Annotated in this window: 16 protein-coding genes and 1 tRNA gene; 8 read left to right on the top strand and 9 right to left on the bottom strand. The window is 47.5% G+C overall.

What is annotated here, in order from left to right; translation table 11 throughout:
• Positions 1 to 11 precede the first annotated feature (11 nt).
• From FTU67_RS04290 to FTU67_RS04275, 4 genes are all read left to right on the top strand, one after another.
• Positions 12 to 833: a 3'-5' exonuclease gene (locus FTU67_RS04290; RefSeq protein WP_180061452.1), complete on the top strand. Its 822-nt coding sequence runs from the start codon at positions 12 to 14 to the stop codon at positions 831 to 833.
• 6 nt (positions 834 to 839) lie between these two features.
• On the top strand, positions 840 to 2,231 hold the full coding sequence (gene rlmD / locus FTU67_RS04285) for a 23S rRNA (uracil(1939)-C(5))-methyltransferase RlmD (RefSeq protein WP_180061451.1): 1,392 nt from the start codon (positions 840 to 842) through the stop codon (positions 2,229 to 2,231).
• A 31-nt stretch (positions 2,232 to 2,262) separates the two neighbouring features.
• On the top strand, positions 2,263 to 4,569 hold the full coding sequence (locus FTU67_RS04280) for a bifunctional (p)ppGpp synthetase/guanosine-3',5'-bis(diphosphate) 3'-pyrophosphohydrolase (RefSeq protein ID WP_168416767.1): 2,307 nt from the start codon (positions 2,263 to 2,265) through the stop codon (positions 4,567 to 4,569).
• 75 nt (positions 4,570 to 4,644) lie between these two features.
• Positions 4,645 to 5,289, top strand: coding sequence for a 4'-phosphopantetheinyl transferase superfamily protein (locus FTU67_RS04275; RefSeq protein WP_177156031.1), 645 nt, complete (start codon positions 4,645 to 4,647; stop codon positions 5,287 to 5,289).
• 48 nt (positions 5,290 to 5,337) lie between these two features.
• Here the strand turns inward: FTU67_RS04275 and secF are convergent, their stop codons facing one another.
• The 8 genes from secF to queA all read right to left on the bottom strand — a co-directional run bounded on the left by secF (position 5,338) and on the right by queA (position 13,647).
• Positions 5,338 to 6,309 carry a protein translocase subunit SecF gene (secF, locus tag FTU67_RS04270; protein ID WP_180061450.1) on the bottom strand — a complete coding sequence of 324 codons (972 nt, stop codon included), beginning with the start codon at positions 6,307 to 6,309 and terminating at the stop codon, positions 5,338 to 5,340.
• A gap of 8 nt (positions 6,310 to 6,317) precedes the next feature.
• Complete coding sequence (gene secD / locus FTU67_RS04265) at positions 6,318 to 8,219, bottom strand: protein translocase subunit SecD (RefSeq protein ID WP_016658621.1); 1,902 nt, start codon at positions 8,217 to 8,219, stop codon at positions 6,318 to 6,320.
• Positions 8,220 to 8,272: 53 nt separating this feature from the next.
• Positions 8,273 to 8,602: a preprotein translocase subunit YajC gene (yajC, locus tag FTU67_RS04260; RefSeq protein ID WP_005180065.1), complete on the bottom strand. Its 330-nt coding sequence runs from the start codon at positions 8,600 to 8,602 to the stop codon at positions 8,273 to 8,275.
• Positions 8,603 to 8,704: 102 nt separating this feature from the next.
• The gene (tgt, locus tag FTU67_RS04255) at positions 8,705 to 9,835 is read right to left on the bottom strand and encodes a tRNA guanosine(34) transglycosylase Tgt (protein WP_045796613.1); all 1,131 of its coding nucleotides are present in this window, start codon (positions 9,833 to 9,835) and stop codon (positions 8,705 to 8,707) included.
• A 137-nt stretch (positions 9,836 to 9,972) separates the two neighbouring features.
• A complete protein-coding gene (locus FTU67_RS04250; RefSeq protein WP_180061449.1) occupies positions 9,973 to 10,797 on the bottom strand; it encodes a DUF4303 domain-containing protein in 825 nt (274 codons plus the stop codon).
• 186 nt (positions 10,798 to 10,983) lie between these two features.
• Positions 10,984 to 11,550, bottom strand: coding sequence for a LemA family protein (locus tag FTU67_RS04245; protein ID WP_180061448.1), 567 nt, complete (start codon positions 11,548 to 11,550; stop codon positions 10,984 to 10,986).
• 22 nt (positions 11,551 to 11,572) lie between these two features.
• Complete coding sequence (locus tag FTU67_RS04240; protein WP_104487901.1) at positions 11,573 to 12,598, bottom strand: hypothetical protein; 1,026 nt, start codon at positions 12,596 to 12,598, stop codon at positions 11,573 to 11,575.
• 11 nt (positions 12,599 to 12,609) lie between these two features.
• The gene (gene queA / locus FTU67_RS04235) at positions 12,610 to 13,647 is read right to left on the bottom strand and encodes a tRNA preQ1(34) S-adenosylmethionine ribosyltransferase-isomerase QueA (protein WP_168382661.1); all 1,038 of its coding nucleotides are present in this window, start codon (positions 13,645 to 13,647) and stop codon (positions 12,610 to 12,612) included.
• Between the two features lie 179 nt (positions 13,648 to 13,826).
• Between queA and FTU67_RS04230 the strand changes: the two genes are divergently transcribed.
• Together FTU67_RS04230 and FTU67_RS04225 are read left to right on the top strand one after the other, a co-directional pair.
• Positions 13,827 to 13,913, top strand: a tRNA-Leu gene (locus tag FTU67_RS04230).
• A gap of 253 nt (positions 13,914 to 14,166) precedes the next feature.
• Positions 14,167 to 14,970, top strand: coding sequence for a TIR domain-containing protein (locus FTU67_RS04225; RefSeq protein WP_180061447.1), 804 nt, complete (start codon positions 14,167 to 14,169; stop codon positions 14,968 to 14,970).
• A 70-nt stretch (positions 14,971 to 15,040) separates the two neighbouring features.
• Here the strand turns inward: FTU67_RS04225 and FTU67_RS04220 are convergent, their stop codons facing one another.
• The gene (locus tag FTU67_RS04220) at positions 15,041 to 17,278 is read right to left on the bottom strand and encodes an NADP-dependent isocitrate dehydrogenase (RefSeq protein ID WP_005180056.1); all 2,238 of its coding nucleotides are present in this window, start codon (positions 17,276 to 17,278) and stop codon (positions 15,041 to 15,043) included.
• Between the two features lie 782 nt (positions 17,279 to 18,060).
• Between FTU67_RS04220 and FTU67_RS04215 the strand changes: the two genes are divergently transcribed.
• Together FTU67_RS04215 and glnE are read left to right on the top strand one after the other, a co-directional pair.
• Positions 18,061 to 19,335 carry a GAF domain-containing sensor histidine kinase gene (locus FTU67_RS04215; protein WP_180061446.1) on the top strand — a complete coding sequence of 425 codons (1,275 nt, stop codon included), beginning with the start codon at positions 18,061 to 18,063 and terminating at the stop codon, positions 19,333 to 19,335.
• Positions 19,336 to 19,410: 75 nt separating this feature from the next.
• Positions 19,411 to 22,161: a bifunctional [glutamate--ammonia ligase]-adenylyl-L-tyrosine phosphorylase/[glutamate--ammonia-ligase] adenylyltransferase gene (glnE, locus tag FTU67_RS04210; RefSeq protein WP_180061445.1), complete on the top strand. Its 2,751-nt coding sequence runs from the start codon at positions 19,411 to 19,413 to the stop codon at positions 22,159 to 22,161.
• The last annotated feature ends 7 nt before the right edge of the window (positions 22,162 to 22,168 follow it).

Genomic DNA, 22,168 nt, shown 5'->3' with positions numbered 1-22,168 from the left:
TAGAGAAAATTATGCGTCTACCTGTGTTGGTATTTGATATTGAAACATGGACCGACCTGAAGTCGGGGGCGCATCTGTATGGTCTGGATTTGCCTGAGGCAGATCTGGAGCAGGCGCTGATGAAGCTGCGCCGTCAGGAATCGGGCATGGATTTTCAGCGTTTGCCGCTGCATGAAATTGTCTGTATTTCCGGCCTGTGGATTGATGAAACCGGCTTAATGACCCTGTTTTCTTTTAGCCGGGAACAGTATACCGAAGCCGAAATCCTGAAAAAATTTCTGTCGATTTTTGACAAGCGTCATCCGACTCTGGTGAGCTGGAACGGTTCGCAGTTTGATTTGCCGGTGATTTTATATCGTGCCATGTATCATGGCCTGTCTGCGCCAAGTCTGTTTGATCAGGGCGAAATTGACACGCAAAAGCGCTATAATAACTACCAGAACCGCTATCATCAGCGGCATATTGACTTGATGGATGTGATGGCCATGTTTAATGGCCGGAATTTCCAGAAACTGGATGATATGGCGCATCTGCTGGGTTTTCCGGGTAAACGCGGTGAAGCCGGTTATCATGTGCCGGAATATATCCGCGCCGGTGAATGGCTCAAACTCACCAGCTATTGTGAAGGTGATGTGCTGAATACCTGGCTGATCTATCTGCGCTGGCTCTTGCTGAAAGGGCAGTTGCAGCTGGATGATCATCGCCTGTGGGTTCAGACCACCATCCGGTATTTATCCAGCCTGCCACAGCATGGCGAGTTCCTTGCAGCCTGGCGTCAGAATGCACAAGCCACAGACTTTACTGTTGCAGATTTCCCATCTTCCACACTTTAGGTGCTCATGAAACATCGTCCATCCGCTCGTCCAGCTCAACCCCTGATCCATACCTTTCAGGTTGAGTCGCTGTCCCATGAAGGGCGCGGGATTGCACACTATGGTTCACAGCCTGAGCATCCGCAGGATAAACACGGCAAGAAGGTGTTTATTCAAGGCGCCTTGCCGGGTGAAACAGTCAAAGCACGGATTCATCATGTCACCAAACGGTTAGAAGAAGCCGACTGTATCGAACTGTTATCTGCACCTGCCGAGATGCGGGTCGAGCCGCCGTGTCCGTATTTTGGTGTCTGTGGCGGCTGCAATATGCAGCATATCCAGCTGGATGAGCAGATTCGTTTAAAACAGGATGTACTCAAGTCGCACCTGCAGCATTTTGCCGGCATTCAACCGGATGAATGGCTGACACCGTTACGTTCAACCCGGGAGGATTATCGCCGCCGTACCCGGATCGGGGTGCGTTATTTCCCGAATAAAGACAAATTGGTGGTCGGTTTCCGGGAACGCCAGAGCAACCGGCTGACCTCAATTGACCGCTGTCTGATTCTGGACCGTGAACTCGGTTCAATCACCCGCTTGAAACAACTACTCCAAAGTCTAAAAGGCAAAGCCGACATTGGTCATGTAGAATTGGCAATGGGTGACACGGAAATTGCCCTGTTGGTCCGGCATACGGAAAAATTATCTGAGTCAGATGTCAACCAACTGCTCAAATTTGCGTTACAGAAACAATGGCAACTGTATCTGCAGCCTGCGGGACCAGACAGTGTGCAACGTGTAGATCAACCCGATCAGGCCATGCGTCTGCATTATGCACTGCCGGAATTTGAGCTGAAATTTGCTTTTCATCCGCTGGATTTTACCCAGGTAAATTCCACCGTGAATCCGCAAATGGTCAAGCTGGCATGTGATTTGCTTCAGTTGCAGGCAGGTGAGCGTGTGCTGGATCTGTTTTGTGGATTAGGCAATTTCTCTTTACCTTTGGCGCGCTGTGTCGGCGAAAGTGGTACGGTGGTTGGCGTGGAAGGTTCAGATGAAATGGTGCATCGTGGTGCGGAAAATGCCCAGCTGAACGGGTTAACTCAGGTGAAATTCTTTTCACAAGATTTAACAAAAGATTTTTCGCATCATTCTTGGGCAAATCAAGGATTTGATGCATTATTGATTGACCCTCCGCGCTCCGGTGCCGAGGAAGTCATGCATTATGTGCCCAAATTTGGTGCGGCAAGAATCGTTTATGTGTCATGTAATCCGGCTACACTTGCAAGGGATGCGGGGATGCTGGTGCAACAGGGCTATCGTTTAAGCAAAGCCGGGGTGATGGATATGTTTAGCCATACCGGTCATGTAGAATCGATTGCCTTATTTGAGCAAGAAAAATCAATAAACGATTTATAGAAAATGAAGTATATAGAGGTAGGAGTAGGGTATGGTCACAGTACGTGAACAACTTCCTGGACGATTAAACGAATTGTCTGAGGAAACGACTGTAGAACATGCCGAGCAAGCACGACAGGATCTGGCAGAATGGCTGGACCGGGTTCGTGACATCTTAGATGGGGCAGCATTAGCAAAACTCGAAGAAGTTGCCACCTATACGTTACAAAAAGAGCTGGAAACGACAGTCAAGCACCGGTCCAATACCTTGTATACCGGAATTGAAATGGCCGATATTCTGGCGCATTTGCATGTCGATGAAGATACCTTGTCGGCTGCCATGCTGTACCGCAGTGTGCGTGAAGGGGTGATGACCCTGGAAGAAGTGCGTGAGCATTTCGGTGACAGCGTACATACCCTGGTCAAAGGTACCCTGTCGATGGGTAAGCTGTCCGAGCTGATTGAAAAGAATAAACGGCTGGAAGATCACTTCAATAACAACCAGCGCGAGCATCTGACCGGCATTTATAAAATGCTGATTTCAGTCACTGAAGATGTGCGTGTGGTGCTGATCAAGCTGGCTGAACGTACCTATGCCTTACGTGAACTGACCACTGCGTCCAAAGAACGTCAGGAACGGGTGGCGCGTGAAATTCTGACCATTTACTCGCCGCTGGCGCACCGTCTGGGTATTGCCCAGTTAAAATGGGAGCTGGAAGATCTGGCTTTCCGTTATCTGGCGCCGGACCGGTATAAAGAAATTGCGTCTTTACTGAATGAAAAACGGCTGGAACGTGAGCAATATATCCAGTTTGTAATTGATAAGCTCAAGAGCGAGCTGGCGGCGCATGGCATTGAGTCGGAAATTACCGGCCGGGTTAAACACATTTATTCGATTTATCGAAAAATGAAGAGCAAAGACCTGAGCTTCGACCAGCTCTATGACATTCGTGCAGTGCGGGTACTGGTCAAAACCATTCCGGAATGTTATCACTCGCTCGGTATCGTACATCAGCTGTGGCGGCATATTCCGCATCAGTTTGATGACTACATTACCAATCCGAAAGCCAATGGTTATCGCTCGCTGCATACTGCAGTGATTGCTGAAAACAAGTCGCTGGAAGTGCAAATCCGTACCATGGAAATGCATGAAGAAGCAGAACTTGGCGTGTGTTCGCACTTTAACTATAAAGAAGGCAGCAAAACCACCGATCATTCCTTCAATCATCGTTTGCATTCTTTGCGTGCGGTGCTGGAACATTATCAGGAACGTAATGATGCCAGTGCGCATAAGGCCGATGATGAAACTGAAAACTTCGAGCAGCTGCAAGAGTTTGAAGATTTTGAAAAGATTTATGTGTTTAGCCGCGATGGGGATATTAAAGAATTACCGCGTGGCTCGACCGTGCTGGACTTTGCCTACCATGTACATACCGAAGTCGGTAACAAGTGTTATGCCGCGCGGGTCAATCAGCGTTATGTGCCGCTGACCTATACCTTAAAAACCGGTGAACAGGTCGAAATTCTGACCAAGAAAGACCGTGAACCAAACCGTGACTGGCTGGTGAACTCACTTGGTTATATCAAGACTGCGCGGGCGCGTGACAAGTTACGCCACTGGTTCAGACAGCAGGACCGCAGCAAGAATCTGGAAATTGGCCGTGATATTCTGAATAAGGAATTGTCGCGTCTGGCGATTCACCCGAAAAGTATCGACTTGAATGATTACTGCAATCACTTTAATGTCAAACTCGGTGAAGACATTCTGATTGGTCTGGTCAATGGTGAAATCAGCCTGCATGCGCTGATTAACCAGGTTAACCGGCATATGCATCTGGATCAGGATGAACCGGAACTGGTATTAAAACCGACCCTGAATCCGCGTGCCAGCCATACCTTGTCGGCGCATGGCATTCTGATTGATGGTTTGGATAACGTCGAGTTGCATATTGCCCAGTGCTGTCAGCCGGTACATGGTGAATCCATTGCCGGCTATATCACCCTGAATCGCGGCGTGAGTATCCATAAGGTGGCCTGTCCGGATTATGTACGCATGATCAGCCAGGAGCCAGAACGTGCGGTGGAAGCCGACTGGGAAATGCAGCCAACCCGTGGTCAAAGCGTGCAGATTGTGGTGGAAGCCTATGATCGCCGTGGTCTGTTGAAAGACCTGACCCAGGTGATTTTCTCTGATCAGATTAATATTCGTCAGGTGAATACCATTTCCGAAAATGATGGTATTGCCAATATGAAGCTGTTAATTGAAGTCAAAGGTCTGGCGCAATTGTCACGTCTGCTGGCACGTTTGGAGCAGCAGCCGGGGATTATCAGCGCACGTCGTCTGGTGCAGGGCAATTAAACTTTCTTTCTTATCTTTGAAAAAACCAGTGATCTTGATCGCTGGTTTTTGTTTAGGCAGGGAATGCGTCCACACATGAGCGCACAGATCATTCTAGAATTGGCCCATCTGGCACAGATTGCACCGCAGCAGCCGGCGCTGGAGCGTAAAGCGCACATCCAGCAGCAAAAGCAGGCCATTTATGCTTTTCGTAACCAGCGCCTATCGGCCTATTTAAACGCGCCAATCTGCTCGGATGATTTTGCCCGTACTGCGTATGGCAAGCCGTTTTTACCTGCGTATCCGCAGTTGGCCTTGAATCATAGCCACAGCCGTCAGCATTATGCGCTGGCCTATAGCGAGCAGCTGCAAGATGTTGGGGTGGATGTTGAGGATCTGGATCGCAAGGTGCGCTTTGAAAGTCTGGCCAGGCACATGTTTCATCCGGCTGAATGGGAATTGTGGCAGGCTTATGGCCAGGAGACAGATTACTGGTTTAAGGTCTGGACCACCAAGGAAGCCGTCCTGAAAGCGTCAGGGCTGGGTATTCGCATGAGTCTGAACCAGCTGAATAGCGGGGTTCATCCGCATCAGCAGGGTGGGTTTTGTCATCATGAGAGCTTGGGCACGTTTGCCTATCAGCATCTGAAGATTGGTGGTTGTATGCTGACCGTGGCCTGGCGTTCTGAACGTTCCTGTAAGGGATTTCAGTTTCCTAAGCTGCAACTGATTCGCCATTAAAAAAGCCCATCCGGAGATGGGCTTTTATGGGTACAGAAAGGAAAAGAATTAAGGAATTTCTTCCTCTTCAAATTCCGGCTTCACCTGCACAATAAAGTCTTGACGGTTCAGACCACGCCACAGTGCAAAGGCGGTACCAATATAAATCGAAGAATAGGTTCCGACAAAGACACCGACAAACATGGCAATCGAGAACCATTTCAGGCCATCACCACCCATCAGCATCATCGCCACCACCACCAGTAACAGCGTCATCGAGGTGTGGATGGTACGACGTAAGGTTTCGGTTAAGGCAATATTGACCACTTCCAGCGGCGAAGCGCCACGAATTTTACGGAAGTTTTCACGAATACGGTCCGAGACTACAATGTTATCGTTGAGCGAGAAGCCGATAATTGCCAGCAGGGCTGCCAAAACGGTCAGGTCAAATGGCCATTGCATCATCGCAAAAATACCCACCGTCACGATAATATCGTGGAACAGGGACAGTACCGCACCTATCGCCAGTTTGAACTCGAAGCGGATGGTGACATAAATCAGCATCAGGATCAGCGCCAGTGCCACGGCACCTGCAGAACGCACATATAGCTCGTTACCGACCTGACCGCCGACCACATCGACCTTGGTCACATCGGCGCTGTTGCCCGGCAATTGTGCCGCTGCGGTAATGGTCTGGGTCAGGTCTTCGACTTCAATCTCGTCCTGCACCGGCATACGCACCATCAGGTCACGTTCAGAACCCAGGGTCTGTACCACCGGATCACGGAAACCGGCCTGCGTCAGGGCAGAAGAGACATCGCTGGCTTTCACCGGATTGCTGTAGTTCAGCTCTGCGGCAATACCGCCGGTAAAGTCCAGACCCAGATTTAAGCCTTTGGTGGCAATAAAGAAGATGCTGGCCACGGTTAAAATGATCGAAAGCAATGCCGCCGGCAACGCAATCTTCATAAACGGAATGACGCGCTCATCATCCGGACGGCCGTATTTTTTCGGATTCAGTTGAGTATTCTCAGTCATCATCGATCTCCTTAAATGCTCAACTTTTTCAGGTTACGGCGTTTGCCATAAATGATCTGTACAATCGCACGGGTTACGGTAATGGCCGTAAACATCGAGCAGACAATACCAATCATTAGGGTCACGGCGAAGCCTTTAATCGGACCGGTACCAATCGCGAACAGAATGAACGCCACCAGGAAGGTGGTTAAGTTCGAGTCGAAAATGGTGTTATAGGCCCGGTCATAACCGGCTACGATGGCCTGTTTGGGTGAGGCCCCCCATTTGATCTCTTCCCGTATCCGCTCACAGATCAGGACGTTGGCATCGACCGCCATACCAATGGTAATCACGATACCGGCAATACCTGGCAAGGTTAAAGAAGCACCAATCCATGACATCACTGTCAGGATCATCGCCAGGTTAAATACCAGCGCGAAGTTGGCAATCACACCAAACAGACGGAAGAACACCACCATCCAGATCGCAACCAGAATAAAACCGATCTGGGTCGAGGTTACGCCCTTGTCGATATTTTCCTGACCCAGACTAGGACCAATCACACGTTCTTCAACGAAGTACATTGGCGCAGCCAGGGCACCGGCACGTAACATCAGTGCCAGTTCAGCCGCTTCTTGCGGTGAATCCAGACCGGTAATCCGGAACTGTGAACCTAATACCGCCTGAATGGTTGCGGCGTTAATCACGACTGATTCGGTGTATGGGGTACGCACTTCAGTCTGGACGCCGGTTTCCGGATCAGTTACATAGCTGATGCGCTGCTTGTTTTCAATGAACAGTACCGCCATACGTTTGCCGACCGCATTACGGGTCGCGTCTGCCATCAGCTTGCCGCCTGCAGAGTCGAGGGTAATGTTTACCTCGGCGCCGCCAGTATCCTGACTAAAGCCACTCGATGCATTCTGTACGCGCTCACCGGTTAAAATACGGCTACGGTTCAGCAGCAACTGACGGCCACTGTCGAGCGATTCAAAGGCAAAGGCTTCAGTGCCCGGTGGTAAGGTCTGGCTGCTGAGCTGACCGGTATACGGGTCAATATGCTGATCATTCAGATCAGAGACCAGACGGAATTCCAGGTTCGCAGTACGACCCAGAACACGCTTGGCTTCAGCGGTATCCTGTACACCCGGCAATTCCACCACAATACGGTTGCTGCCTTGGGTTTGGACCAGTGCTTCGGCCACACCTAACTCGTTAATACGGTTACGCAGCGTGGTCAAGTTCTGGTTCACGGCATAGGATTCAATTTCCTGCTTGCGCGTGTCGGTATAGGTCAGGCGCAACATGGCACCATCTGTGGTGGCCAGTGCCTGCTGGTTAAACTCGTTGCCGTTACGGCGCAAGAAGTCCATTACGGCTGAGCGGTCATCATTGTTGGCGAACTGCACGGTAATGGTGTTGTTATTCAAAGACAGGCTGTTGAATTTCAGCTTGTTGTCGCGCAGTTGGCGACGCAGGTCAGTCGCAGAGGTTTCCATGCGCTGGCTGATGGCCTTGTCCATATCCACTTCCAGCAGGAAGTGAACACCACCACGCAAGTCCAGACCCAGTTTCATTGGCTTGGCGCCAATTTTCTGTAGCCATTCAGGAGTGGTTGGCGCCAGGTTGAGGGCCACGACATAATCATCACCCAAGCCCTGACGTAATGCATCTTTGGCTTTAAGCTGTGCTTCGCTTGAGTCCAGACGCAACAGGGCTGCGTTATTGGTAAAGCTGTTGTCATGGCTGGCAATATTTTCTGATTTTAGAATTTGCTCTGCTTTTTGTACGATGCTTTGGTCAATTTGGGTACCGGCTTTGGCCCCAGAAATCTGAACCGCAGGTTCATCTGGATACAAACTTGGCAGGGCATATAATGTACTCACCACCAGAACCACAAGGATGAGTAGATATTTCCATGCTGGGTAACGCATTTAATTTTCTTCTTAAAATGAAAAAGTCGTGCGGGCGCACGACTAATTTTTGATTAAAGGTTGTTTAATGTGCCTTCAGGCAGAACTGAAATCACACTGGCACGCTGAATTTTTACTTCTACGCCGCGGTTCAGTTCAACCACTGCAAAATCACCTTCAAGTTTGGTGATTTTACCCATCAGGCCACCAGCAAACACCACTTCGCTGCCTACGCCCAGGCTGTCGATCAGGGCGCGGTGTTCTTTGGCACGTTTTGATTGCGGGCGCCAAATCAGGAAGTAGAAAATTGCAATAAATACTGCAATCATCAAAAGGTTAGCAACCATGCTTGGTTGTTGTGCAGCTTCACCTGCTGCGTGAGCAGTAGAAATAAAAAGGCTCATTTCATTTTCCTAAACTAAAAACTGGAATCAATAACATTGATAATAAATTGACTTGTTCTGCAATTTACCCTGTCTTTTTCTTCAGCGCAAATACTGAAAAGATTAATCTTGCGGACAAGGCGGCACATCCAGACCGCGACGGGCGTAAAAGTCCTGTACAAAGTCATCAAAAGTGCCATTGTCCAAGGCATTACGGATATCTTGGGTAAAGCGTTGGTAATAGCGCAGGTTATGGATGGTACCGAGCATTGAACCGAGCATCTCGCCGCATTTTTCCAGATGGAACAGGTAGGCGCGGGTAAAGTTCTTGCAGGTATAACAGTCACAGTGCGGATCGAGCGGGCTCTGGTCATGACGGTATTTGCTGTTACGAATCCGTACCAGACCATCGGTCACGAAATAATGACCATTACGGGCATTCCGGGTTGGCATTACGCAGTCAAACATATCCACCCCGCGGCGAATACCTTCCACGATATCTTCCGGTTTGCCGACACCCATCAGGTAACGCGGTTTATCTTCCGGCATTTTGTTCGGCAGATAATCCAGCACCTTGATCATTTCTTCTTTCGGTTCACCCACCGACAGACCGCCAATGGCATAGCCATCAAAACCGACTTCTAGCAGACCATTTAAAGATTCATCACGTAAATCTTCATACATCCCGCCCTGAATAATCCCGAACAGGGCATTTTTATTTTCAAGGACATTGTGATGATGTTCTTTACAGCGTTTGGCCCAGCGTAATGACAGCTGTAAAGATTTCTGTGCTTCTTCATGGGTCGCTGGATACGGCGTACATTCATCAAAAATCATGACGATGTCCGAGTTCAGAACCTTCTGGATTTCCATGGAAATTTCTGGAGAAAGGAATACTTTGGAGCCGTCAATCGGTGAACGGAAAGTCACGCCTTCTTCTTTAATCTTGCGCATGGCGCCCAGACTAAAGACCTGGAAACCGCCAGAATCGGTCAGAATCGGCTTGTCCCATTTCATGAATTCGTGCAGGCCACCATGTTCTTTAATGACATCCAGACCCGGACGCAAATACAGATGGAAGGTGTTGCCTAAAATAATTTGTGCTTGAATGTCTTCAATATCACGCGGGAGCATGCCCTTAACGGTGCCATAGGTTCCGACAGGCATAAACACAGGGGTTTCCACCACACCATGTTCAAGAGTTAAACGACCACGACGGGCGCGACCCGATTGGCCTAATTTTTCAAACTTCATACAGGTTCCAAATCAAGGCGAAAAAACAGTTCGCTGATTGTTTGCGCTAAAAGTTCATCATTTTCCTAGATTCTGCCGTGAATTGCTAGTTTTGATGCGTTTTCTTGGGTAAATATTGTGGAGGAAAATCATGGTAATTACATGGCATAAAACTGCTGAATCCGTTGCTGGATTTCATCTTTCGGGAGGGCAAACAGGCCCTGTTCATTACTGTCCATGGCGGCAATCGAGTGAATCAGACGCTGGATATACAGATTGCTGTCAATAAAGCCCGGTTCTAGCGTCAGCAAATAGGCGGCGTGGGCTATTTCCAGATAATCATAGGGTTCAATTTCCAGCAGCTGCGCCAGATCAATCAGCAGGTCTTTATCAATCTGTTGCAGTTTTATCGCCGGTGGATGGGATGAAGCATCCAGCAGAGCAGGGCGCTGTTGATGGGCCAGAAACTCTTCTAGTAAGGGGCCAGGCGCATTCAGTTGCCGCGCAGAGTCCGCTGCCATTTGTGGCTGTTTGGCCACCTGCATGAAAAACACCATTGAACTCAGGTCCAATCCATAGGCATTCGACAAGGCCTGCCGGGCTTGCTGAAATACATTCAGCAAAACCTGTAGGCGGTTCTGTTGCGTGGAATCATACTGCTGAGCCAGTGGATGCCCAAAAATATGACATTGCTGAAAGTAGTCTGTGAACAGGCGTTTAAACTGATTCAAATGCTGCTGATGTGGCTGGCTGCGATAGCGCCATTTCTGGACTGACCATTTGTCATGGTCTGACAGGTACTGAGCCGGATCTTCCTGCTCGCTAAACAGGCTGCGCCGGGTGGAAATGGCCAGATATTCAAAACCCAGATATTCATTCAGTACCAGGGCGCAGGCATAAATCTGGTCCTGTTCATACTGCTCATAAAGTTGAAAAAACTCGTGAATGAGTGCCGCTTGAAAGCTCTGCAGATGTTCTAACATGGTCGGGACTAACTTTTTTATTTTTAATCATGCTGTGGTAATGCCTGAGCTATTGTTGATATTTTGCTCAGTGTTCTGATTGTGACAAAGCGCAGCCAAATGTCAACCGGATGTCATCTGCGCGGGGAAAATCTCGCTGTAATCACGACAGGCGGTTTGACATTGAATCAAGAGGTCATCTTGGTTTTAAAAATTCGGGCGATACTCAAAGCCTTGCTGCATGCTTGGATCACGGAACGGGCGAATGGCTTTTTTGCCCAAAGTTAAGGTGTTAATGATGTTGTTTGGGAAAATCTGAATCTGGTTATTAAACAGCTCGACATTGCGGTTAAAAATGGTAATCGCAGCACCGACATTTTCATTCTGTTCTTCAATTTCGTGCATCATTTTTAAATAGATGTCATTGGCTTTCAGCTCAGGATAGTTCTCGACCACCACGTTTAGGTTGTGCAGCAGCTCTTTACTCAAGCGCTCAATATGTTGCAGCTGGGCGCTGTCGGTACTGTCCAGTTTCAGGTTTAATACGTTTTGGCGCAGTTCGGTTACTTTGGCCAGCGTGCCCTGTTCAAAACTGGAATATTGTTCTACCACAGGAATCAGCTGTTCCAGAATCTTGACTTTCTGGCGTTCGTAACTGGTGACATCGGCCCAGGCACGAATACTGGCATTGTGATAACGCACAATACTGTTGCGAATCAGAATCCCGATAATCAGCACGGCCAGAATGATAGCCAGAAAAATCATCAATCCCATAGAAATCTCCCCACGTCCAAATTTATAAAAGCTGCAGCAAATGGCGTTGTAATTGTTCTAGATACGGTAATTTAAATGTACGCAGATGTCCACGTAAAGCCGAAATATCCTGAATGGTTTTATAGTTGCTGCTGGCCTGAAACAGGTTCTGGCTACCTACATAGCACAGGATTTTCTGTTCAGGATGAAACAGCAGATCGCCGGGCTGCGCGTTCAGGAAATTGGCCAGTTTCAGCACCACCGCCGGAGTCAGCTGCCGGGCCATCTGGTGGGTATCGGTGCCATAGATGTTTAACTGCCGGTTAATCTGAATATCACTGGTATGCCACGGCTGGGTATAGGGGTAGGCAAAGCTTTTGCGCTGCGAGCTGAGCGCCAGTCCCTGTAACTCGACCCCAAAGACAATGGCACCCCACAGGAATTTTTCAATTTCTTTGAGCCGCATTTTGTTGCCATTCTGGTCTTGGACCTGAATTTCAGAGACATAGCGATATTCAAACAGCATCACCTGATGGGTCTGGCCCTGTTCATCCTGCCAGTGGGTCAGAGCATAGCGGCGAATGTCATTGCTGAGATTGCCTTGCTGGAACAGCGGAAACAGCTGTTTGATTTGCGCAATAAAACGGACCGGCTGGAAGATGATCTGTTCATGCCGGGGAATGCTGTTAAAGGCCAACTGATACTTGAGCGCCAGTGCCTGTTGCTCCAGTTCCTGAATGGCATTGGTGATTGGGCGGCTGGATTCATAACAGAGAAACGCACCAAAGATCAAAAGGCCTCCCAGCAGCAGACACAGCTGCAAGGCCCAGTGCGCAGGGGCCAGCCAGAACAGCAGGATCAGTATCAGGCCGATGATGCCAAGCAAAATTGGCAGCTTGTTTTCAAAACGCAGGCTGATCGGGGCATTCCAGGGATGCAGCCGGTCAAGCAGTTCCTGCTGGGATTTGGCTTGTGCACCAATTTCCCAGAGCCGGGCGAGATTATTCCACACCAGCTGATTCTTCTTGCGGCGAATATGAATGCTGTGCTGAATATTCTCGATTGGCATGGGACAGTGCTCTAGCTGTGGGCCTGATCAATCAGCATGGCATCGCCATAACTGAAAAAGCGGTAACGCTGAGCCACCGCATGTTGATAGGCACGCATGATATTTTCACGACTCGACAGGGCTGACACCAGCATCAGCAGGGTTGATTCAGGCAGGTGGAAGTTGGTGATTAGACGGTCTACCACTTTAAATTTATAGCCCGGATAAATGAAAATCTGGGTATCACCGGTCCAGGCGGCCAGTGTGCCACCGTGTGCCTGTGCTGCACTTTCGACCGCACGGGTGGCTGTGGTACCAACTGAAATGACTTTATTGCCACGTGCTTTGGCCTGCTGGATCATCTCCACAGCGGCGGCTGGTACATCACACCATTCGCTGTGCATGATATGGTTTTCAATATCAGTGGTGCGTACCGGCAGGAAGGTTCCGGCACCGACGTGCAAGGTTACAAAGGTTTTTTGAATACCTTTGGCTTCAAGCTTGGCCAGCAGTTCGGCATCAAAATGCAGGCTGGCAGTCGGGGCAGCGACACTGGCCAGTTTGGTCGGATCATTAAATACGGTTTGATAGCGCTCGGTATCAATCGCTTCTGCTTCACGGTTAAAGTAGGGTGGAATAGGTAGGGCACCGTAGCGATCCAGTACTTCTAGAATAGGCTGGGAAAACTCGACAATAAACAGGTTCTCATGCCGGCCTTGTACCGTGACTTTTACTTCATCTGGACCAATGAAGAGTTCAGCACCGGCTTTTGGTGAATTGCTGGCTTTAATATGACAATGCGCAATAAACTGATCTTGCATGCGTTCAACCAGCACTTCCACAGCGCCGCCGGTAGCACGTTTACCTTTCAGGCGGGCTTTCATGACTTTGGTGTCATTTAAGACCAGCACATCGCCAGCTTCAAGTAAATCGACAAGATCGGTAAATTGATGGTCTTGATACTGACCTTCGGCATTGACATGCAGCAGACGCGAGGCGCTGCGCTGTTCCAGCGGGTAACGGGCAATCAGTTCATCAGGGAGATCGAAATTAAAATCAGAAAGTTGCATGGTTAAATAAATGCGCAAAACAATAACAGGATTGGGCGTAGTATATGCGTTTTTCGGTTTTATCGCTGAAATTGCCTAATTATAAGACAAAAAAAATCGGGTTGATTTATTTTTAAACAAATATGGGGGACGAGCGTTGACAAGCGGGTGAAACAGTTTATTATACGCATCAACACCTTCCCGAGGTGGTGAAATTGGTAGACGCGGCGGACTCAAAATCCGCTGTCAGAGATGACGTGTCGGTTCGAGTCCGACCCTCGGGACCACAGATTCTAAAGAACCCCAAGCATATTCAGACTTGGGGTTTTTTATTGCCTAATAAAAAAATTATTATAGAGTTTTATCGATTATTATATCAAATAACAATAGAGCTCTTGCGAAAGTATAGTTTTATCTAATCTTTGAATTGGCTAATACCTTATAAAATATAGCTTTTGACTGCTTTAAATTTGACTAACGCAAGAAGTCTAATGATTTCGAAATTTATTATTAAGTGATACTAAATATTTAGGAGGGGAGATGAATAAAGAACAATTGATTGGTGAGTTAAATACTCTTAGGGCTCGGCTTGATGAAGAAGTATATAGCGCGTATGCAGAAAAAGGTCGGGAGTATGGCGGGGAGAGATTTAATGCGTGGGAAAGAGCGATGCAAAAATTTTTAGAAGGGCATTTTCCTGCTTATACTGCCAAACTACGTTCAAAACTTCATCCTATGGTTATGGTGGGTTATCATAACCCAATGAAGCAATTTATGGAGGATGAATATAAGCCGGCAATTTCTTTTATAGATTCTTTGATTATGGATATTAATAATGATGAAATCATATTACTTGAATCTAATAAAATAAAACCTAATAAACCGAATAAAAAACCTAATGAACTATTGAAAAAAGCATTTATTGTTCATGGGCACGATAATGCAAGAAAACTTGAGACAGCGCGTTTTTTGGAAAAAATAGGATTTGAAGCGATTATACTGCATGAACAAGCTAATGGTGGAAAAACTATTATTGAAAAATTGGAAAAGTTTACTGACGTCGGCTTTGGAATCGTTTTGTATACTCCAGATGATGTTGGTGAAGCAGTCACTAACCAAGCTAGTTTAAAATCTCGCGCACGTCAAAATGTGGTATTTGAACATGGTCTTTTAATTGGGAAGTTAGGGCGAGGAAAAGTTATTCCATTAGTTGTAGATCATAATATTGAACTGCCGGGGGATATCAGCGGAATGGTGTATATGTCCGATAATGGTTGGGAGCTTCAGTTGGCAAGAGAGATTAAATCGCTTGGTTATGATATAGATTTTAATAAATTACTTTAATCAAATAAAAAACCGGCGCCTTAGCACCGGTTTTTTATGAGCTGACTAACAAAGGTCAGTCAAATTCAATTTAAGCTTGTAATGAAGCCAGCGTTGCATTCAAGGTTTCGCTTGGACGCATCACGGCATTTACTTTCGCTTGATCTACCGCGTAGTAACCGCCGATATCTACTGATTTGCCTTGGACTTCTGCAAGTTCAGCCACGATTTTCTCTTCATTTGCAGCTAAAGCTTGTGCAAGTGGAGCAAATTTCGCTTTCAGTTCAGCATCTTCGTCTTGTGCAGCAAGTTCTTCTGCCCAGAATTTTGCCAGGTAGAAGTGGCTGCCACGGTTGTCCAGCTCGCCAGTACGACGTGATGGAGACTTGTCGTTGTCCAGCAGCTTGCCTGTTGCAGCATCTAAAGTCTTCGCCAGAAGTTTCGCTTTCGCGTTGTCTTCTTTAATGCCAAGCTCTTCTAGAGATACCGCCAGTGCCAGGAACTCACCTAAAGAATCCCAACGTAAGTGGTTTTCTTCAACCAGCTGTTGTACGTGTTTCGGCGCAGAACCACCGGCACCTGTTTCGTACATACCGCCACCAGCCATTAACGGCACGATTGACAGCATCTTCGCAGATGTACCCAGTTCCATAATCGGGAACAGGTCAGTCAGGTAGTCACGTAAGATGTTACCGGTTACAGAAATGGTATCCAGGCCACGAGCAACGCGCTCAAGCGTATAACGCATTGCACGGACTTGTGACATGATCTGGATGTCTAAACCGTCTGTATCGTGATCTTTCAGGTATTTCTGTACTTTCTTGATCAGTTCGTTTTCGTGTGGACGGTACGGGTCTAACCAGAAGATGGCTGGCATACCAGAGTTACGTGCACGTGTAACAGCCAGTTTCACCCAGTCGCGGATTGGGGCATCTTTAACCTGACACATACGCCAGATGTCGCCTTCTTCCACGTTTTGAGACATCAACACTTCACCTGTTTCCAGATCCGTGATGTTGGCAACACCCGCTTCAGGAATTTCGAAAGTCTTGTCGTGTGAACCGTATTCTTCCGCTTTTTGCGCCATCAGACCAACGTTAGGCACAGTACCCATGGTACGTGGGTCGAAGTTACCATTCCATTTACAGAAGTTGATCATTTCCTGGTAAATACGTGCGAAAGTCGATTCTGGCATTACTGCTTTACAGTCGTAAGGCTTGCCGTCAGCACCCCACATTTTACCGCCAGAACGAATCATTGCTGGCATAGATGCGTCAACAATTACGTCATTCGGAGAGTGGAAGTTGGTGATACCTTTTGCAGAATCTACCATCGCCAGTGCAGGACGGTGTTCTTGACACGCGTGCAGGTCTTCGATGATTTCTTCACGTAAAGAAGTAGGCAAAGTTTCGATCTTCTCGTAAAGACCGGCCATACCGTTATTGACATTAATGCCTAACTCGTCGAACAGTTTGCCATGTTTTTCGAAAGCATCTTTGTAGTAAATTTTCACACAGTGACCGAATACGATCGGGTGTGAAACTTTCATCATGGTTGCTTTTACGTGTAAAGAGAACAGGATGCCAGCTTCTTTACAGTCATCCAATTCTTTTTCATAGAAGTCGCAAAGCGCTTTTTTGCTCATGAACATCGAGTCGATGATTTCACCGTCTTGCAGCGCAACTTTTGGCTTCAGAACAATGGTTTCACCTGACTTGGTGATCAGTTCCATTTTCACGTTACGCGCGCGGTCTAAAGTCATGGACTTTTCGCCATGGTAGAAGTCGCCTTCGTCCATGTGAGAAACGTGAGTTTGTGACCACTGTTTCCACTCGCTCATTGAGTGCGGGTTTTTCTTCGCGTAGTTCTTTACTGCAGTTGGTGCGCGACGGTCAGAGTTACCTTCACGTAATACCGGGTTTACTGCAGAGCCCAGGCATTTGCCATAACGGGTCTTGATTGCCTTTTCTTCCTCAGTGGTCGGGTTTTCAGGGTAATCAGGAACCGCATAGCCTTTAGACTGAAGTTCTTTGATACATGCAGTCAACTGAGCAACAGAAGCACTGATGTTTGGAAGTTTGATGATGTTCGTATCTGGATCTTGTGTAAGACGACCTAGCTCTGCGAGGTTGTCAGTGACCTTTTGCTCGTCGGTGAGGTAGTCAGAAAATTCTGCGAGCACGCGTGCGGCCACGGAGATGTCACTTTTAACGATCTCTACGCCGGCCGGCTTAGTAAAGGTCTCAATAATCGGCAGCAGCGAATAAGTCGCCAGTAATGGCGCCTCGTCAGTCAGTGTGTAAATGATGGTTGACTTTCCACCAGCCATATATAGCCCCTTGCGTTGATTGAGTTTTGAGGGGGTGAAAGTGATGAATCAGCCCCTGCGAACCGGTTTGCTTAAGTAAAACCTTGAGAGTATCGACCCTCAAGCCTTTTCAGTCAACGTAATATCCGTGATAACGACATTTCGCTGAAAAATGATGCATTTTAATTCGTGATATTTGTGCCTGATTTGAATCCACACTTGCCTGTTTGGGGAAGAAAAACACTCAAAGAGCCGCCTTTTTTCCTTCAAACTCGATCATTCCATCCAGCACATCTGCGTATTAGATTTGAATGATTAACCTGATTTTTTCAATACCAATAAGACAGATTGATCATGTGATGACGATTCACTGATCAGGCGGATATATTATCGTCCAAAAACATGAACAGAAGATGTAAAACTAAAGTAACGGGGTAAACCCATTATCCGGTGAAAATTAACCAGGAAATTCCCTTAAAAATCCGATGAATTTACAGAAATCATACCTATCATAACACTGAAAATAGTGTATAAAAATGTGCCAATTTATTTTTAACCAAAATCAGTTAAAGTAGCTTGCTGTTTAAAAAGAGATAAACAAAAAGTAGTGAATTTATTTAATAAATGTAATGAAAATATACCTTTTTTTAAAATTTTTTCAGGTTACAAATTAATGAAGGAGTTTGGTTTATTCTTTTGGGTTTGGTGTTATATTCTCTGTTAAAGTTTGTTAACCGGGCTGAGCAATCGGCTTTAAAAATGGCCTAAATATTCTATAAGAATGAATCTCGGATGAGGCAGATATGAAGTTGCAGTTGCTTGAAATAGGTTCAGAAACTGAACAGCTGAGTGCATGCAGGTTGTCTCTGTTATTGGGGGTATTTACTGCCACCAATCAGATTGAGCGTTTTTTATCATCTGCCCGTAAAATTTTAGGGGTAGAGCGTTCCGCACTGGTCTTCGAGGGCGAACCCTATTTATGGTATGCCCATCAGGACTGTTTTAAAGCCTTTATTGCACCCGATCATATCCAGATTGTCGAACTGTTTGATGGTCAGGACTGCATTCATACCGAGCATCCTCACTATATACAACTGGTTGAGCGTATTAGCTCTTTAGGTGTAGAAGCAAAACGCTTTATGGCCTTTGATCTGAAAATGTCCGATGGTCGCTCTATTGGACAGATCCTGTTTTTCGACCAGAACGAGCAGCCTTTTTCGCTGCAGGCGATTGAAATTCTCAGTGATCTGGCCACCAATTTGGTGAATTATCTGGAGTTAAAAGCCGACCATGCCGAGCTAAAAGAAATGTATGAGCAGCAGGCCGCACTGAATTTCAGTAAAACCAAATTTTTCCAGATTATTGCGCATGACTTAAGAGCGCCGTTTCATGGCTTGCTCGGTTTTTCCGAAGTTCTGGCACAAGAACGCGAAACGCTAGATGATTCCAGTGTGCAGAATATTGCCGACTATTTATATGATACTGCGCAATCGACCTATAACCTGCTGGAAAGCCTGTTGAACTGGGCCATGGCAGAAGGCGGCCGCTTTATCTATCATCCAATTAACTTTAAGCTGCAACAGTCGTCGAAAATTGTCTGCGATGTGCTGAACAGTCTGGCGGTGAAAAAGAATATTCAGCTGATTAACCAGATTGATGATGATATTAAAGTCTATGCCGACATTAATATGATTACTTCGGTTATCCAGAACCTGGTGTCGAATGCGCTGAAATTCACCCCGACAGATGGTACCGGCAAGGTAACTTTACGCGCCGAACAGGCAGACGATGGCGTGCACATCTATATTCAGGATACTGGTCTGGGCATGAGCCAGTCGCAAATGGAACAGCTGTTCCAGGCAGCGGTTACAGCCAGTAGCAAAGGTACAGCCGGTGAAAAAGGTACTGGTCTGGGCTTAGTATTGTGTAAACGTTTTGTCGACCTGAACAAAGGCGAAATTGTGGTGGAATCCAATGAAGGCGAAGGAACCACCTTTATTGTGACCTTGCCGCAGGCCACCAGCGCGCATCAGGCTTTAATGCCGGAAGATATACAGTTCGAAAAAGTAAAAATGTAGAAAACGCAATTTTCTTTTCCTCTATAGCCAGACTCCTGATATAACTAGAAAAAACAGTCAGCTTTGGGTGTGTGAATGAATACGGAACAATTGCGCAAAACCTTAGGTGCCAGCCAATATGCAGAACAGGTATTGGCCAAGCACCAACCCCTCTTAGAACAAGATTATGCAGTTGACCGGTTTTTAACCCCTTTAAGCACCCAGCAGATTAAGCACACCGTGCAAACGACCTTGCAGGATATTCAGGATGAAACCGAGTGGATGCGTAGTCTGCGGATTTTACGTGCCCGGCTGATGTTTCGCTGGATCTGGCAAGATGCCAACCAGTTAACCGATGTGGTCACCCTGACCCGTGAACTGTCCGATTTCGCCGATGTCTGTGTAACAGCAGCCAAAGAATTTGCCCGGGCTCCCTTGGTGGCCAAGCATGGCGAGCCGGTAGGCTATAACGGCAAGGTGCAGGACCTGATCGTAATTGCCATGGGTAAACATGGCGCGCAGGAACTGAATTTATCCAGCGATATTGACCTGATTTTTGCCTTCGATGAGCAGGGCGAAACCAACGGTCGTAAATGTATTGATGTGCAGCAGTTCTGTATTTTATGGGGACAGAAACTGATTTATCTGCTCGACCATATCACCGCCGATGGCTTTGTGTTCCGGGTTGATATGCGTTTGCGTCCCTGGGGCGATGGTTCGGCCCTAGCGATTAGCCATGTGGCGCTGGAAAAATATTTAAGCCAGCACGGCCGTGAATGGGAACGCTATGCCTGGATCAAGGCACGCATTGTCACCGGAGGCAAAGAAGGGGATGAACTGCTGGAGATGACCCGGCCGTTCGTGTTCCGCAAATATGTCGATTACACTGCCTTTGAAGCCATGCGTGAAATGAAGGCCATGATTGAGCGCGAAGTACAGCGCCGTCATCTGGAAGATGATATTAAACTCGGTGCTGGTGGGATTCGTGAAGTCGAATTTATTGTGCAGGTGTTCCAGCTGATTTATGGCGGGTCCAAGCTGGAGCTACAAGACCGGCAATGTCTGGTCAGCCTGAATCATCTGGATGAAGCTGAATTGCTGGACAGCAAAGCTGTGGCCGAACTGGAAGATGCCTATTTATTTCTGCGCCGGGTTGAACATGCGATTCAGGCGCTGAATGACCAGCAAACCCAGTCCTTACCGACCGAGCCAGAATTGCGTCAGCGTTTGATCAGCACTTTAGGCTTTGCGAGCTGGCCAGATTTTATGGCTTTTCTGGATGAAAAACGCGCCAAGGTCATCTACCAGTTTGAGCATTTAATTAAAGAAAAAGAACCTGATCCGCTGGTCGAAAGTTTTAGCCAGCTGGAACAGCGCCTGAATGAAGTGCTGGATGATCAGGCCAAAAATCTGGTGCATGAATTCTGGTATGGACATGCGCTGAAAAAATTACCGGCCAAAGCGGTACAGCGTCTGAAAACCTTCTGGCCGCATCTGGTCGAAGCAGTGTTGCAGTCAGATATGCCGCAAGTTGCGCTGGTACGGTTGATGCCGTTGGTGGAATCGGTAATGCGCCGTACCGTGTATCTGGTGATGCTGATTGAAAGCAAAGGCGCATTGCAACGTCTGGTAAAAATGGCCACCGTCAGTCCATGGATTTGTGAAGAGCTGACCCATTATCCGGTGCTGCTGGATGAATTTCTGTCGATGGATTTTGAATTGCCGAAACGTCAGGATCTGGAAGATTCCTTGCGTCAGCAATTGCTGCGGATTGAGGTCGATCAGGTCGAAGACCAGATGCGGGTACTGCGCCTGTTTAAAAAATCCAATGTACTGGCAGTGGCAGCCAGTGATGTGCTGGCCGAAAGTCCGCTGATGAAAGTTTCCGATGCGCTCACCGATATTGCTGAAGTATCGGTCAATGCAGCCTTGCATCTGGCTTATCAGATTACCGCGAAAAAACATGGTTTCCCGCTGGATGCTGAAGGTCAGCGCTGTACGCTAGATCATATGGCTTTTACCGTGATTGGTTATGGCAAGGTAGGCGGGATTGAACTCGGTTATGGCTCAGATCTGGATCTGGTCTTTATTCATTATATGGATGAACAGGCCGATACCGACGGGCTTAAACCCATCAGCGGTTTTGAGTTTGCGATGCGGGTGGGGCAAAAGTTTGTGTCATTGATGACCACCCAAACTTTAGATGGCCGCGTTTATGAAGTCGATACCCGGTTACGTCCGTCTGGGGAAGCGGGATTACTGGTCACCAGCCTGAAAGCATTTGAGCATTATCAGCTAAAAAGTGCCTGGCTGTGGGAGCATCAGGCATTGGTGCGCGCGCGCAGTATTGCCGGTGAACGCTGCCTTCGGGACAAGTTTGAGCAGCTACGCTGCCGGATTTTGACCCAGCCGCGTGAACAGGCGCATGTGCGTGCCGAAGTGCTGAAAATGCGCCAGAAGATGAAAGACCATCTCGGTTCATCAAATGAGCAAAAAAAAGATGGAATTTTTCATTTAAAACAGGATGCAGGTGGTATCGTTGATATCGAATTTATGGCACAGTATGCGGTGTTAGCGTGGAGTGGGACGAATAAAGATCTCGCCCATTACTCCGACAATGTACGAATCCTTGAGGATGCCGCAAAGACAGGTTGCTTATCCAGCAACGATGCGACTGCTCTGATTCAAGCTTATCTCCGTGAACGCGCAGAGAGCCACCGCTTAGCCCTTGCAAATCAATCCATGCAAGTGTCTGCAAGCGACTGGCACGATACCCGAATGACCGTTTGCAAGTTATGGCAAAGACTGATTGATCCAGCTGCAGCATTTGCGCTGGAGAGTGAATAATTGTGAA

It is taken from the genome of Acinetobacter sp. YH12132 (assembly GCF_013418645.1).
Classification (GTDB): Bacteria; Pseudomonadota; Gammaproteobacteria; order Pseudomonadales; family Moraxellaceae; genus Acinetobacter; species Acinetobacter indicus.
The sequence above is the reverse complement of the archived record's forward strand: the minus strand, read 5'-3'. Positions and strand labels throughout refer to the sequence as shown.

What these genes read in the sequence shown, in the direction of transcription:
- FTU67_RS04220 (WP_005180056.1), bottom strand. Translation starts at nt 17,278, where the DNA reads ATGGCTGGTGGAAAGTCAACCATCATTTACACACTGACTGACGAGGCG.
- FTU67_RS04250 (WP_180061449.1), bottom strand. Translation starts at nt 10,797, where the DNA reads ATGTTAGAACATCTGCAGAGCTTTCAAGCGGCACTCATTCACGAGTTT.
- FTU67_RS04240 (WP_104487901.1), bottom strand. Translation starts at nt 12,598, where the DNA reads ATGCCAATCGAGAATATTCAGCACAGCATTCATATTCGCCGCAAGAAG.
- secD (WP_016658621.1), bottom strand. Translation starts at nt 8,219, where the DNA reads ATGCGTTACCCAGCATGGAAATATCTACTCATCCTTGTGGTTCTGGTG.
- FTU67_RS04275 (WP_177156031.1), top strand. Translation starts at nt 4,645, where the DNA reads ATGAGCGCACAGATCATTCTAGAATTGGCCCATCTGGCACAGATTGCA.
- FTU67_RS04280 (WP_168416767.1), top strand. Translation starts at nt 2,263, where the DNA reads ATGGTCACAGTACGTGAACAACTTCCTGGACGATTAAACGAATTGTCT.
- FTU67_RS04290 (WP_180061452.1), top strand. Translation starts at nt 12, where the DNA reads ATGCGTCTACCTGTGTTGGTATTTGATATTGAAACATGGACCGACCTG.
- queA (WP_168382661.1), bottom strand. Translation starts at nt 13,647, where the DNA reads ATGCAACTTTCTGATTTTAATTTCGATCTCCCTGATGAACTGATTGCC.
- tgt (WP_045796613.1), bottom strand. Translation starts at nt 9,835, where the DNA reads ATGAAGTTTGAAAAATTAGGCCAATCGGGTCGCGCCCGTCGTGGTCGT.
- rlmD (WP_180061451.1), top strand. Translation starts at nt 840, where the DNA reads ATGAAACATCGTCCATCCGCTCGTCCAGCTCAACCCCTGATCCATACC.
- FTU67_RS04245 (WP_180061448.1), bottom strand. Translation starts at nt 11,550, where the DNA reads ATGGGATTGATGATTTTTCTGGCTATCATTCTGGCCGTGCTGATTATC.
- glnE (WP_180061445.1), top strand. Translation starts at nt 19,411, where the DNA reads ATGAATACGGAACAATTGCGCAAAACCTTAGGTGCCAGCCAATATGCA.
- secF (WP_180061450.1), bottom strand. Translation starts at nt 6,309, where the DNA reads ATGATGACTGAGAATACTCAACTGAATCCGAAAAAATACGGCCGTCCG.
- FTU67_RS04225 (WP_180061447.1), top strand. Translation starts at nt 14,167, where the DNA reads ATGAATAAAGAACAATTGATTGGTGAGTTAAATACTCTTAGGGCTCGG.
- yajC (WP_005180065.1), bottom strand. Translation starts at nt 8,602, where the DNA reads ATGAGCCTTTTTATTTCTACTGCTCACGCAGCAGGTGAAGCTGCACAA.
- FTU67_RS04215 (WP_180061446.1), top strand. Translation starts at nt 18,061, where the DNA reads ATGAAGTTGCAGTTGCTTGAAATAGGTTCAGAAACTGAACAGCTGAGT.